This is a genomic window from Candidatus Pelagibacter bacterium nBUS_49, from assembly GCF_051200925.1.
GTDB lineage: Bacteria > Pseudomonadota > Alphaproteobacteria > Pelagibacterales > Pelagibacteraceae > Pelagibacter.
In genome coordinates this window covers 954,201-968,073 of the sequence record NZ_CP172837.1, presented here as the reverse complement: position 1 = coordinate 968,073, position 13,873 = coordinate 954,201, and the positions used below count along the sequence as shown (strand labels likewise).

13 protein-coding genes, 1 pseudogene and 1 riboswitch are annotated in these 13,873 nt (G+C 31.2%); of the genes and pseudogenes, 10 read left to right on the top strand and 4 right to left on the bottom strand.

What is annotated here, in order from left to right:
- Nucleotides 1–50: 50 nt before the first annotated feature.
- Nucleotides 51–1,307 carry an ABC transporter substrate-binding protein gene (locus ACIJYF_RS05350; RefSeq protein WP_435115804.1) on the bottom strand — a complete coding sequence of 419 codons (1,257 nt, stop codon included), beginning with the start codon at nt 1,305–1,307 and terminating at the stop codon, nt 51–53.
- Nucleotides 1,308–1,466: 159 nt separating this feature from the next.
- Between ACIJYF_RS05350 and ACIJYF_RS05345 the strand changes: the two genes are divergently transcribed.
- Genes ACIJYF_RS05345 through ACIJYF_RS05330 form a run of 4 tightly spaced genes read left to right on the top strand, consistent with a single transcriptional unit; the run spans nt 1,467 to nt 4,762 of the window.
- Nucleotides 1,467–2,333 carry a branched-chain amino acid ABC transporter permease gene (locus ACIJYF_RS05345; protein ID WP_435115802.1) on the top strand — a complete coding sequence of 289 codons (867 nt, stop codon included), beginning with the start codon at nt 1,467–1,469 and terminating at the stop codon, nt 2,331–2,333.
- A complete protein-coding gene (locus tag ACIJYF_RS05340; protein ID WP_435115800.1) occupies nt 2,333–3,346 on the top strand; it encodes a branched-chain amino acid ABC transporter permease in 1,014 nt (337 codons plus the stop codon). Before ACIJYF_RS05345 ends, ACIJYF_RS05340 begins: the two co-directional genes overlap by 1 nt.
- The gene (locus ACIJYF_RS05335) at nt 3,343–4,065 is read left to right on the top strand and encodes an ABC transporter ATP-binding protein (RefSeq protein WP_435115798.1); all 723 of its coding nucleotides are present in this window, start codon (nt 3,343–3,345) and stop codon (nt 4,063–4,065) included. The genes ACIJYF_RS05340 and ACIJYF_RS05335 overlap by 4 nt, the downstream gene beginning before the upstream one ends.
- Nucleotides 4,055–4,762: an ABC transporter ATP-binding protein gene (locus ACIJYF_RS05330; RefSeq protein WP_435115796.1), complete on the top strand. Its 708-nt coding sequence runs from the start codon at nt 4,055–4,057 to the stop codon at nt 4,760–4,762. Before ACIJYF_RS05335 ends, ACIJYF_RS05330 begins: the two co-directional genes overlap by 11 nt.
- Here ACIJYF_RS05330 and ACIJYF_RS05325 read toward each other — a convergent pair whose 3' ends face one another.
- From ACIJYF_RS05325 to ACIJYF_RS05315, 3 genes and pseudogenes are all read right to left on the bottom strand, one after another.
- Nucleotides 4,763–5,548, bottom strand: coding sequence for a putative hydro-lyase (locus ACIJYF_RS05325; protein WP_435115794.1), 786 nt, complete (start codon nt 5,546–5,548; stop codon nt 4,763–4,765).
- Nucleotides 5,549–5,553: 5 nt separating this feature from the next.
- Nucleotides 5,554–6,045, bottom strand: coding sequence for a tetratricopeptide repeat protein (locus ACIJYF_RS05320; protein WP_435115792.1), 492 nt, complete (start codon nt 6,043–6,045; stop codon nt 5,554–5,556).
- Nucleotides 6,042–6,818: pseudogene (locus ACIJYF_RS05315) on the bottom strand (5-oxoprolinase subunit PxpA). The gene ACIJYF_RS05320 and the pseudogene ACIJYF_RS05315 overlap by 4 nt, the downstream one beginning before the upstream one ends.
- A gap of 28 nt (nt 6,819–6,846) precedes the next feature.
- Between ACIJYF_RS05315 and ACIJYF_RS05310 the strand changes: the two are divergent.
- The 6 genes from ACIJYF_RS05310 to gcvP all read left to right on the top strand — a co-directional run bounded on the left by ACIJYF_RS05310 (nt 6,847) and on the right by gcvP (nt 13,869).
- On the top strand, nt 6,847–7,521 hold the full coding sequence (locus tag ACIJYF_RS05310; protein WP_435115790.1) for a 5-oxoprolinase subunit B family protein: 675 nt from the start codon (nt 6,847–6,849) through the stop codon (nt 7,519–7,521).
- Nucleotides 7,514–8,458 (top strand): biotin-dependent carboxyltransferase family protein, encoded by a 945-nt coding sequence (locus tag ACIJYF_RS05305; protein WP_435115788.1) that lies wholly within the window; start codon nt 7,514–7,516, stop codon nt 8,456–8,458. Before ACIJYF_RS05310 ends, ACIJYF_RS05305 begins: the two co-directional genes overlap by 8 nt.
- Nucleotides 8,458–9,336: a DMT family transporter gene (locus ACIJYF_RS05300; protein ID WP_435115786.1), complete on the top strand. Its 879-nt coding sequence runs from the start codon at nt 8,458–8,460 to the stop codon at nt 9,334–9,336. The genes ACIJYF_RS05305 and ACIJYF_RS05300 overlap by 1 nt, the downstream gene beginning before the upstream one ends.
- 22 nt (nt 9,337–9,358) lie before the next feature.
- Nucleotides 9,359–9,448: riboswitch (glycine riboswitch) on the top strand.
- A gap of 77 nt (nt 9,449–9,525) precedes the next feature.
- Nucleotides 9,526–10,629, top strand: a complete 1,104-nt coding sequence (gene gcvT, locus ACIJYF_RS05295) for a glycine cleavage system aminomethyltransferase GcvT (RefSeq protein ID WP_435115784.1) — start codon at nt 9,526–9,528, stop codon at nt 10,627–10,629.
- Nucleotides 10,629–11,009, top strand: coding sequence for a glycine cleavage system protein GcvH (gene gcvH, locus ACIJYF_RS05290; protein WP_028036608.1), 381 nt, complete (start codon nt 10,629–10,631; stop codon nt 11,007–11,009). Before gcvT ends, gcvH begins: the two co-directional genes overlap by 1 nt.
- Nucleotide 11,010: 1 nt before the next feature.
- Nucleotides 11,011–13,869, top strand: coding sequence for an aminomethyl-transferring glycine dehydrogenase (gene gcvP, locus ACIJYF_RS05285; protein WP_435115782.1), 2,859 nt, complete (start codon nt 11,011–11,013; stop codon nt 13,867–13,869).
- The last annotated feature ends 4 nt before the right edge of the window (nt 13,870–13,873 follow it).

Below are 13,873 nucleotides of genomic sequence, written 5' to 3'. Positions count from 1 at the left end.
AAAAAAAAGGCGATCAAATTAATGATCGCCTTTAATAATAATATTTAAAATTATTTTTGAGCCCAAGTAGGCATTGGGTACTGTAATTTACATGCAGCTAATTCAAACGGATAAACAGTACAGTATTTTCCACCTTGCACTTGCATTAAAATACCTCTTGTTTTTTCATTTTGACCATCAGCACCAAATTTAATTCCTCTGTAAGGAACAATTAAAGAGTCTGATGACATATCTAGATTAACCAATGCTTGTCTAATTTTTTCAGGGTCAGTTGATCCTGCGTTATTAATTGCATTAGCTAAAGCCATAAAACCCGTAAATGCTCTAGCAGGTACATCAGATAAATCTCTTCCACCAGAATGTGTTTTGAAAAGATCATTTACAGTTCCTATCATTGGGATAGTAGTTGCTAAGTCAGTATTAAAAGGAGATCTCGTAATTACACCTTCTGCTTTGCTTCCCATAGTAGCTATAAATTTAGGATCTGTGTAACCAGCATTTTGAGCAACTAAAAGTTTAGGGTTATAATCAAGTTCTTTTGCTGTATTTAAAAACAAATAAGCATCAGCTGTATAAGATGAAGGTAATAAAACATCTGGGTTTTTTGCTTTCAATCTTTGTACTTCAGAACTTAAAGATGTTGTTTTTGCTTTGTAACTTATTTTTTCTACAACTTTATAGCCTTGATCTTTAGCCATTTTATTTTGAGTTCCACCACTATCTGATCCCCATAAAGTATCTTCATGAATGATACCAAGAGTGTTTAGCTTATTGCTATTTTTCTTGTTAAAGTCATTCATAAATTCAAACATCAATTGAGTAAACTCACCATCGTGAGGTGTAACTCTAAAGAAATATTTAAATCCTCTAGTAGTTAGTTTAGGAGATGTAGACTCTCCATTAACCCAAGGAATTCCTGCTCTTTCAGATACTTGACTAGCTGCACCAGTAACAGATGAGTAGTAAGCTCCAAACATCGCATGAACTTTATCAGAATTTAACATCTTTTCAGTTTCACCAACACCGATATCAGGTTTTCCACCATGATCACCTACAACGATAGATATTTTTCCACCACCCAATCCTTTAAGGCCAGCATCTTTTGCTAACGGCATTCCAGGAATATTATGGCTATTGTTAATAATGTCTAAAGCAGTTTTGACTGCTGCAACTGCATCCTTACCAACTTGAGCTACAGGACCAGTTAATGGATATAGTACTCCAATTTTAACATCTTGTGCTGAACTTAGAACAGGTGCACAAATTAATGATAAAAAAGTAAATACTGAAAGTATTAATTTTTTCATTTATTTCCCCTCGTTTTGTTTTTTTAAAATAACATTTTAATACCATCTAAGATCTCAATTCAACGATTTACTTTTAGTGGGGTGGTATAAGAATTATTCTAAATAAGAATTATAGATATAATATGAACTTATCTATATATACATTAGTAAATTAATAAAATGACCTCTGAAATAATTCTTCAAGCTATAGTTACCGGATTAATGATGGGTTTAATCTATGCCCTTATAGCAGCAGGATTAAGTTTAATTTTTGGATTAATGGAAATCGTTAACTTTGCTCATGGAGAGCATTTAATGTTATCTATGTTTTCTTCTTTTTGGTTATGGTCTTTATTTGGTTTAGATCCAATTTTTTCTATTCCAATAACAATTCTTTTAATGGCATTTTGTGGAATAATTACACACTACTTTTTAATAAGATATATTTTAAAAGCTAAAATGTTAATTCAAATTTGTGCAACATTTGGATTATCAATATTTATTAGATCAATCGCTCAATTACTTTGGACACCTGATTTTAGAAATATAGATAAACCTTTGTTAGAAGGTAGATTGGAAATTGGCTCTGTTTTTATTGGCCAACCACAACTAATGGCAAGTGTAGTATGCTTAGTTGCTTTTATTGGTTTATATTTATTTGTAACGAAAACTGAAACAGGTTTGGCTCTTCAAGCAACTGCCCAAGACAGACACGCAGCTGAAATTTTAGGTATACCTTCAAATAAAATGTTTGCAATAGGTTGGGCAATAGGACTTGGTTGTGTTGGAGTAGCAGGTGGTATGATGGCTAATTATTTTTTTATTTTTACAGATGTTGGAATAAATTTTGCATTATTTGCCTTTGTTGCTGTAGCTCTTGGAGGATTTGGAAGTATTATTGGGTGCTTATACGCTGGAATAATTATTGGATTAGTAGAATCCTTGGGTGGATTACTAATAGATCCGTCTTTTAAACTTCTGTATGTTTTTGCAATTTATCTATTAGTTGTGATTTATAGACCTCAAGGTTTGTTTGGCAGGTATTAATGGATGATAAATTAATAATTGCAAAATCAGAACCACTTTGGAACACAAATAACAGAGTTGTTTTTTTAATTAGTAGTCTGATAATTTTATTATTTGCTTTACCATTATTTGGATTAAATTCTTTTTATCTTCATCTATTAATAATGATTTTTATGCATGCTGTTATGGCACAGTCATGGAACGTTATAGCAGGATTTTCTGGACAAATTAGTTTAGGGCATGGTGCTTTTTTTGGAATAGGTGCTTACGCAACCTCATTTTTTTATATTGAATATGGAATTTCTCCATGGATTAGTATGCCTTTTGGAATATTAGTTTCAGGGTTTTTTGCAGTTTTAATTGGAATACCAATGCTAAGATTGAGCGGTCATTACTTTGCAATTGCTACTTTATTAATAGGCATAAGTTTCCAAGTAGTTTTTCAAAGATGGGATTTGGTAGGTGCAGCATCTGGTTTATGGGTTCCAATGACTTCAGAAGATTCATGGTCAGCGCTACAGTTTCATAAAAGTAAAGTTTCATACTATTATATTTTTTTAGTATTTTTTATTGTATCATTTTTTATAGTTTGGCTCTTAAGTAGATCAAAATTAGGGTATAGATTAAGAGCTGTCAGAGATGATCCGCAAGCAGCATTAAGTTTGTGTATCAATGTTTCAAATTATAAAATAATTGCATATGTAATTTCAGCTATGATAATGGCACCAATGGGTAGTTTGTTTGCTCAATATATTTTAATCATAGATCCAGACAGAGTTTTTAATATTGAGATATCAATTATTGTTTTATTAATAACTGTTCTTGGCGGTATAGGAAATGTTTGGGGTCCGATAATAGGAGCGTCTATACTTATTCCTATTTCAGAATATTCAAGAATTTATTTAGGAGGTACCGGTGGTGCTGTAGATCTAATTCTTTATGGTTTAATCTTAATGATAATTTGTATTTTTAGACCAGATGGGCTCATTTCATTTGTGCCTAAAAATATTTTAGAGAGAAAAAAACAGAGATGAAAATACTATCAGTTAAAAATTTGAGTAGATCTTTTGGAGGAATTAAAGCAAATGATAATATTTCATTTGAAGTAGATGAGGGAACTATTTTGGGTGTTATTGGACCAAATGGTGCTGGGAAATCAACATTATTTGATTTAATTACTGGCTATACAAAAGCGGATGATGGACAAGTAGAATTTTTTAACAAAAATATTTTTGGATTAAGTCCGGATAAAATAAGCAACCTTGGAGTTGGTAGGACTTTTCAAAAGTTAAAACCATTTGCGGATCAAACATTACTTGAAAATGTAATGATAGGATCTTTTGTAAAAGAAAAGAATATAAAAAAAGCAAGAAACAAAGCATTAGAGATTATTGATTTTGTTGATTTGATTGAAAAACGTCATCATTTTGCAAAAGAACTATCTACTGGACAAAGAAAAAGATTAGAAATGGCAAGAGCAATGGCTATTGAACCTAGGTTGCTTTTAATGGATGAGGTTACAGGTGGTGTTGATCAGAGAACAATACCTGGTTTAGTTGAGCTAATAAAAAAATTAAAAAAATCAGGTGTTACAATTGTTACAATTGAACACAATATCAATATTATAATGGAAATTTCAGATAATGTTTTAGCTTTGGATCAAGGTAAAAGCATTGCCTATGGTTCACCAAAAGAAATCCAACAAAATAAACAAGTAATAGACTCTTATTTAGGAACGTTTGATGCTGCTTGATATAAAAAATATTGATGTTTTGTATGATGATTTTCAAGTCATTTGGGATGTTTCAATTAATGTTAATAAAGCAGAAATGGTAGCATTGTTAGGACCAAATGGTTCAGGAAAAAGCACAATATTAAACACTATAAGTAATCTTGTTCATCATAAAAATGGAAGTATTCACTTTAATAATACTTTGATTTCAGATGTGCCAACCCACAAAAGAACTGAACTTGGAATATCCCACGTCCTAGAAAGAAGAAGAGTTTTTCCTCATCTTACCGTTATGCAGAATCTTCTGCTTGGTGCATGGCATCCAAAAGCTAAAGGACAATTATCAAATTCTTTAAGTAAAATTTACAAAATTTTTCCTAAGCTTGAAGTTAGATCAAATCAGTTAGCACGAACTATGTCAGGTGGAGAACAACAAATGCTTGCAATTGCAAGAGGAATGATGGGGCTTCCAAAACTTTTAATGGTAGACGAGCCTTTTTTAGGTCTTTCCCCAATGGTTATGAAAGATTTGATAAAAATTTTTAAAAATATTGTAAGTGAAGGAATTTCAATTCTTTTTGTAGAACAAAATGTCAGATTAGCTCTTAGTATGGCTGATAGAGGGTATGTGCTTGAAAGTGGAAGATTAGTTATTGATGGAAAATCTAATGATTTAATAGATAATGAAAAAGTTACTAAAGTTTTTTTAGGAAACTAATTATAAAGCAGCCAAATCATTATTTAATTTATCAGTTATGAGCATTTTACCTGGACTATGGGTAATACAAAAATCTGGTTTTGAGTTTTCTAAAACTGATTGTGGAGTTACACCACAAGCCCAAAAAACTGGTATTTCATTATTTTTAAAAGCTCTCGGGGCATCTCCATATTCAGGCTTCATTATATTATCTATTCCAATCTCAGCTGGATCTCCTAAATGAACAGGTGCTCCATGAACCGCTGGAAACCTTGAGCTAATCTGAATTGATCTGATTGCATCATTTGCACTTAAGGGCCTCATAGATACAACAAGTTTTCCAGAGAACTGTCCTGCTGGCTCACAATCAATTGAAGTTCTGTACATTGGTACAATGGTATTATTTTCTATATGTTGAATAGATATTCCAGCCTCTATTAATGGTAATTCAAAAGACATAGAGCAACCCAATACAAATGTTGTTAAATCATCATTCCAATACTTTTTTATATCGTATGGTTCATCTACAAGTTTTCCTTTTTCCCAAATTCTATATTGAGGTACATCAGTTCTAATATCTATATCCCCCAAATCTTTTAACGAAGGATCCCCTTTAGTTCCAAAACCAATAAGTGGACAAGGTTTTGGATTTTTTTGGCAAAAAGATGCAAAATCCATTGCATATTTACTTGGAAGAATACAAAGATTTCCTTGAACATATTTATTCGCAGAACCTGCTGTCTGTTCAGTATATTTATTTTCTCTTATGACTTTTCTTGCTTCTATTGGATCTTGGATATCAAGCATATAAACTAATATTTAGACTGTTTTGTTCCTGCAATAACCTCTTTTAGTTCATTATACTCTTCACAATTGCAATTTTCTAATACTTTTAATCTTTCTTTAGCAAGATCAATTCTATTAGTTACTACATAAAGTTCTCCTAAGTATTCATTAATTCCTTTGTGATTAGGATCAATTTCCAAACCTAGTAAATAGTATTTTTCACCATTTTCATAATCTCCAAGCTTTCTAGTTGTAAAACCAAGATAGTTTAATGTATCAGCCTGCAAAGGTTTTTTTTCATTAGATTTGATTAATAGTTTTTGAGCTTTTTCATATCTTTTTTTAGCTTTTTCTAGTTTATCTTTTTTTTCATATTTTTTTGCAAATTTAATTAGCTCTACAGCTTTAGCATAATCAGATTTGACTTTTGTAGTTGCTGTATCATTAGAACCTGCTGAAAATGAATGTGTTGAAAGCAAAACTAACATGCATACAGAAAGTATAAATTTTTTTATCATTTGTTAAATTTCTCCATTAAATTTAAAGGTTGTAATTTTAGTCCATTTTCTAACAGATTATCTTTAATTGATTTTGCTGTAGCTAATGAACTTTCATTATCCCCATGTATGCACACTGAATCAATTTCACAAGGTATCTGTTTTCCACTGTGACAATTAAGTGACTGATTTTTAACCATATTTAACACATGTTTTTTAGCTTCTTCTGGATTAGTAATTAATGCATGAGGTTTTTTTCTTGAGACTAAATTACCATCGTCTTCATAATTTCTATCTGCAAAAATTTCACATGCAATTTTCATATTTAATTTTTTAGCAGCTTCCTCCATTTTCGATCCAGTTGGAACTAAATATATTAAGTCTTTACTAATTTCATTTATCGTTTTTGCTAAAGTTGTTGCTAACTCAATATCCTCACATGCCATATTGTTAAGTGCACCATGAGGCTTTATATGAGTAACTTTATCTCCATAATTTTCAGCAATTTTTTGTAAGATTTCGTATTGATCGATTATCAATTTTCTAACTTCACTAGATGATAAATTCATTCTCTGTCTTCCAAAATTTTCAGGATCATTAAACGATGGATGTGCCCCAATACTCACTCCATTTTTTTTTGATATTTGAACCACTTAACTCATTAACTCATCATCACCAGCATGAAATCCACAAGCAACATTAGCTGAATTTACTATTTCAAGTAAATCTGGATCATACTTATTAGAATGATGTTTGGATTTTTCACCTAAATCACAATTTATATTAATTTCCATAGTCTTAAATGTTGAAGTATAACATGGCATGATAAAAAATATATCAAATCTTGGTGACGCAGCTCTTTATTGTGATTTTGGAACTGAGGTTAATAAACAAATTAACTCTGAAGTAATTAAGTATTTTAATACTATTAGAGAAAAAAATATTAAAGGAGTCAATAATCTTACTCCTTCTTATAATAAATTAATAATTTCTTATGATCTTAAAGTTACAAATTTTAAGGAAGTTAAAGACGAAATTGAAAAAATTAATGAGAGTAAAACACAAAAGATAACTAATAAAAATATAGAAATCCCAGTTTGTTGCGACACTTCTTTCTCTTTAGATATCGAAAGGTTAGAAAAAAAATTAAGTTTAAACAAAGATGAAATTTTAGAAAATTTTTTTAAACAAGAATTTTTTTGTTATATGACAGGATTTATTGCTGGAATGCCTTTTTTAGGTGATTTAGATGAAAAAATGAGAGCTCAACGTTTAGAAACTCCAAGAGTAAAAGTCCCAAAAGGATCAGTCGGCATGACAGAACAGTTTGCTAATATTTATACATTTGAAAGTCCTGGTGGCTGGAACATAATAGGTAATACTCCAATAGATGTATTTGAAAGCTCAAAGGAAAAAGAACCAAATTTAATTAATCCTGGAGACACAGTTAAATTTAAGCAAATTTCACTAGAGGAATATAAAAATTATAATGAGTGATAATTTTTTCAAAATAATAAGAGGTGGTATAAATACAACTTTTCAAGACAAAGGTAGAAATGATTTATATCATATAGGTATTCCATTTAGTGGAGCAATGGATAATAGAAATTATCTATTGGCTAACAAGTTAGTGGGCAACAAATTAGATTTACCTGTTATTGAGTTTGCTTATCAAGGGCCACTATTAAAATTCTATGGGGATAAAATTAACATTGTCATTACTGGTGATGTTGTATTTAAATTAAAACAAAAAGATAAGGAAATTGATGGAAATTGTTATGAAACTTATCAATTAGCAAATGAGGATGAAATTAATATTTTATCAACAAATAAATCTGTTTATGGTTACTTAGCAATTTCAGGCAGATTTGATTTAAAATTACAGTGGGGCAGTTGTTCAATTAATACCAAAGCAAATATTGGTTCTAACGATGGTAAAAAATTAGAAAATGAACAGAAAATTAAAATTTTAGAAGTTAGTGAAAATATAAATAAAAAGAAAATTAATTACCTAAATTCAAAAATTGAAAATATTAGAATAATGAAAGGAACTAATTTTGATTATTTTTCAGAGGAAGGAAAAAAAGTTTTCTTAGAAAAAGAATATACGGTTTCAAAATTGTCTGACAGAATGGGCATGAGATTAGAAGGTCCAAAAATAGAAAATATCGTAAATACTAATATTAAATCTGAAGGTTTGTTAAAAGGAGTTATTCAGGTTCCAGCTGATGGTAATCCCATTATAATGCTTTCAGACCATGGAACAATTGGTGGGTACCCAAAAATTGCGGTAGTTGCTAGTGTTGATTATGATAGATTGGTTCAAATATCACCAGGATCGAAAATAAAGTTTAAAGAAATTGAATTACCAGATGCAGAAACTTTATTTAAGTTGTATGAGATGGAAACTCAGAATTTACTTTCACAAATTTAATGAACATAATTATAAAACTTCCAGGTCCTTTATTAGTATTTCTTGGGGCCTGTAGTTTAAGTTTTGGTGGATTAATTGTAAAATCTTTTGAAGGAGCAACTTTATGGCAAATATTGTTTTGGAGATCTTTGTTTTTTTCATTAACAGTCTTAACTTTTTTAATCATTAGCTATAGACAAAAAACATTTAAAGTATTTAAAGACTCAGGATTACCAGGACTTACAGGTGGAATTATTTTATCTTTTGGTTTCTGTGGTTACGTTTTTGCAATGTATAATACAACAGTTGCTAATACGAATTTTATTATATCTCTTCAAATTTTATTTCTAGCAATACTTGGATACTTTTTTTTAAAAGAAAAAATTTCTGCGATTACTTTAACTTCAATTATTCTTGCTATGACAGGGGTGTTATTAATGGTTGGTAATTCATTAACACCTGGTGAATTTTCTGGAAATTTAGCAGCTTTTACAATGCCAATTACTTTTGCAATCTTAATAATAATTGTAAGAAAATTTCCAACAGTTGATATGGTTCCAGCACAATTTTACGCTGGAATATGTTCTTGCTTGGTTGGCTATTTCCTGTCGACAAAAATTATGATTTCACCTCATGATATTTTTTTAGGGTTTTTGGCAGGATGTTTTCAAGTTGGTTTAGGTTTTATTTTCATTACTACAGGCGCAAGAACAACACCATCTGCAATGGTTGGAATAATTATGCTATCAGAATCTGTGCTTGGTCCTATATGGGCTTTTGTCTTTGTAAGTGAAAGGCCATCAACGTATGGATTGATTGGGGGAGCAATAATTCTTTTTGCTGTTTTAATACAGTTTTATTCGTTGTTATCTAAGAATAAAAAAAGTATTTCTCATTGACCATTCTTAAATAATTGATAAGTTATATTTAACGGGAGAGACTACAAACTTTGTAGCACCGAAGGAGCAACCACCCAGGAAACTCTCAGGTAAAAAGGACCGTAACATATTAACTCTGGAAAGAGATTAAATTCTCGCCGAAGGAGCAAAACTCTCAGGCAAATATACAGATGGGTACAAAGAGTTGATATGGAAATAAAAAAAACATCTTTAAATAAACTTCACCAAGATAATAAAGCTAAGTTTGTAGAGTTTGCTGGCTATGAAATGCCAATTCAATACAGCTCAGGTATTATTGAAGAACATAAATTTACAAGATCAAATTCTGGAATTTTTGATGTATCTCATATGGGGCAACTATTTATTTATGGTGATGATAATTTGACCAATGATTTAGAAAAAATTTTTCCACTGGACCTAAAAAATTTAAAATTGAATTCATCTAAATACAGTTTTTTAATGAATGATAAAGCTGGTGTCTATGATGACTTAATTATAACCAAATTAGAAGAAGGATTTTTAATAATTTTAAATGCTGCGTGCAAAGATAATGATTTTAAAATTTTATCTAATTTACTTAAAAACAAATATAAAATGGTTTTAGATGATCAAAGATCATTAATAGCTATACAAGGGCCTAAGTCTGTTGAAATTTTAAATCTAATTTTAAAAACAGTTGCTGACTTAAACTTTATGTCAGGCAATTGGTTTACATATAAAGGTCAAAAATTGTACGTAACAAGATCTGGATACACTGGAGAAGATGGATTTGAGGTTTCAATTTCAAATGAATTAGTTGAAGTATTTACAAAAGAATTATTAAAAAATGGTGCTAAATTAATTGGTCTTGGGGCAAGAGATACACTAAGACTTGAAGCTGGCCTTTGTTTGTATGGTCACGAACTTGGTACTGAAACAACCCCTGTTGAGGCAAATCTTAAATGGGCAATCTCTAAGGAAAGATTGAATAATGGTGGGTTTATTGGTTCTAAAAATATTATCAGTCAAATTAAGGATGGAGCTAAAAAAATTAGAGTTGGAATCAAGCCAGAGGGTAGATTGATTGCTAGAGAAAAAACTAAAATTTACAATGAAAGTGAACAGATAATTGGGGAAGTAACGAGTGGTACATTTGGTCCAAGCGTTAATGGACCAATAGCAATGGGTTTTGTTGATCAAGAATTTTCAAAAAAAGAAACAAAAATTTTGCTGGAAGTAAGAGGTAAAAAATATCCTGCAAATATTTGTGGATTACCATTTTATAAAAAAAGTTATGTGAAAGGAGCAAACTAATGAGTGAAGTTAAATATTCTAAAGAACACGAATGGATTAAAGTAGAGGGTGATGTGGGCACAATAGGTATTACGCAACATGCAACAGAAATGCTTGGGGATATAGTTTTTGTTGAATTACCAGATGTGGGTTCATCTGTTGAAAAAGATGGTAATGCAGGCGTAGTTGAATCTACTAAGGCTGCAAGTGATGTTTATACACCTATATCAGGTGAAGTAATGGAAAATAATCAAGCAATTGTTGATGATCCAGGGAAAATAAACTCCGATCCAGAAAATGAAGCTTGGTTTTTTAAATTAAAAATAAAAGATAGTAGTGAGCTGGATAGCTTAATGAATAAAGAAGAATACGATAAATTTGCAAAGGAAAGTGGAAACTAAAATGCTTAAAAGTTCTCAAAAAGATTTTATAAAAAGACATATTGGTCCATCAGAAGCTGATCAACAAAAAATGCTTAATGAGCTTGGTTTTAATAGCCTAGATGACTTAATTTCTAAAACTGTTCCTGAAAAAATTTTATTAAAAGAAGATCTTGGAATTGGTGAACCAAATTCTGAATATGAAGCTTTGAGAAAGTTAAAAGTTATTTCAAAACAAAATAGAATTTATTCAAATTTTATTGGCATGGGGTATTATGGCACTTATACACCTTACGTAATTTTAAGAAATATTTTAGAAAATCCTGGGTGGTACACCGCTTATACTCCTTATCAGCCTGAAGTTGCTCAAGGAAGGTTGGAAATGCTTTTGAATTTTCAACAAATGATAATTGATTTTACAGGTTTAGATATTGCAAATGCCTCTCTATTAGATGAAGGAACAGCTGCAGCAGAAGCTGTTGGGTTAAGCTACAGAATTTGTAAAAATGATTCTAATATTGTTTTTGTTTCAAAAGATTGTCATCCACAAACTATTGATGTCATAAAAACTAGAGCAGAACCTTTAGGCTTAACTGTTGTGGTAGGAGATGAAGCATCTGATATCAAGGAAGATATTGTATGTGGAATTTTGCAGTACCCTGGAACTCTAGGTGATATCAAGGATCCAAGTGAAGCTATAAGTAAAATTCATAAAAATAATGGAAAAGCTGTATTGGTTTGTGATTTATTAGCGTTAGCTAAATTAAAGACACCAGCTGAATTAGGAGCTGATATTGCAGTTGGTAGCTCACAAAGATTTGGAATTCCAATGGGATACGGAGGTCCACACGCAGGTTTCTTTGCAACAAAAGATGAATTTAAAAGATCTATGCCTGGAAGGATTATAGGTGTTTCTGTTGATAGACATGGGAATAAAGCGTACAGACTTTCCCTTCAAACAAGAGAACAACATATTAGAAGAGATAAAGCGACAAGCAACATATGTACAGCTCAAGCTTTACTTGCAATCGTGTCTGCTGCATATGCAATTTATCATGGACCTGCTGGTTTAAAAAAAATTGCAGAAAACACATCTCAATTAGCAAAAAATTTTGCAGATAAGATCAAACAATCTGGTTATGAACTATATTCAGATCATTTCTTTGATACTGTTACAATTAAAACTTTAGATAAAACAGACTCTATTTTTAGAAACGCGCTTCGTCAAAATGTAAATATAAGAAAAGTCAATTCTGAAATGCTTTCAGTTGCATTTGATGAAAGAAAAAATGTTTATAGAGCTAATCAGTTATTAAAAATTTTTAATTGTTCTGAAGCGATTAAAGAAAATTTAAATGAAAATTTGAATAATTTACCTAAGAATTTACTAAGAACATCTGAATATTTAACTCATCCTGTTTTTAATAGTTATCATTCAGAAACAGATATGCTTAGGTATCTTAAAAAATTAGAGGACGCTGATATAGCTCTTAACAGATCTATGATAGCTTTAGGTTCTTGCACAATGAAATTAAATGCAGTTGCAGAAATGATCCCAGTTACATGGAGAGAATTTTCTGAACCCCATCCTTTTGCTCCAGTAGAACAAATGGAGGGATACAGAACATTGTTTACTGACTTAAAAAATTGGCTTAGATCAATCACTGGATTTTCAGGAGTGTCTTTGCAACCAAATGCTGGTGCACAAGGAGAGTTTGCAGGCTTGATGGTTATCAAAAAATTTCATGAAAATAATGGAGATAAGAATAGAGATGTTTGTCTAATACCAAGCTCTGCACACGGAACAAACCCGGCTAGTGCACAAATGGTTGGAATGAAAGTGGTGGTTATAAAATGTGATGAGCATGGAAATGTTGATATTGAAGATTTAAAAGAAAAAGCAAAAACTCATTCAGAAAACCTTGCGGCATTAATGGTTACGTATCCATCTACCCACGGTGTGTTTGAAGAAAAAATTTCTGAAATATGCGAACTTATTCATGAAAATGGTGGGCAAGTTTATATGGACGGGGCTAACCTAAATGCTCTTGTTGGAATTGCAAAACCAGGAAAGTTTGGTCCCGATGTTTGTCATATAAATTTACACAAAACATTTTGTATTCCACATGGTGGCGGAGGACCAGGTATGGGACCTATCGCATGTAAGAGACATTTAGAAGTTTATTTACCAAATCATTCAGTAATAAAAGATTGTGGACCTGTAACAGGTATGGGTGCAGTTTCTGCAGCACCATGGGGAAGCTCTAGTATTTTATCTATATCTTGGATGTATATAAAAATGATGGGTTCAGAGGGACTTAAAAAAGCGTCACAAGTAGCGATTTTAAATGCAAATTATGTTGCTCATAAATTAAAAGATGCGTTCCCAATATTGTACAAAGGTAAAAACGGGAATGTGGCTCATGAATGCATTATTGATATTAGAAAAATTAAATCAGAAATAGGTATTACTGAAGAAGATATAGCAAAGAGATTAATTGATTTTGGTTTTCATGCTCCAACTATGTCATGGCCGGTAGCAGGAACTATGATGATTGAACCAACGGAGAGCGAAGGTTTAGAAGAAATCGACAGGTTCTGTAATACTTTAAAAAAAATTAAAGAAGAAATTGATAAAGTAAAATCAGGAGAATACGATAAAGTTGACAATCCAATTAAAAACTCACCTCATACTCATGTTGAGCTTATTGCCAACACGTGGGAACATAAGTATGAAAGAGAGGAAGCAGCCTACCCATCAGAGTTTTTAAGACAGATTAAGTACTGGCCACCTGTTGCGAGAGTTGATAATGTCTATGGAGACAAAAACCTTGTATGTTCATGTCCATCAATTGATGAATATAAAGATACTGCTGCATAGAATA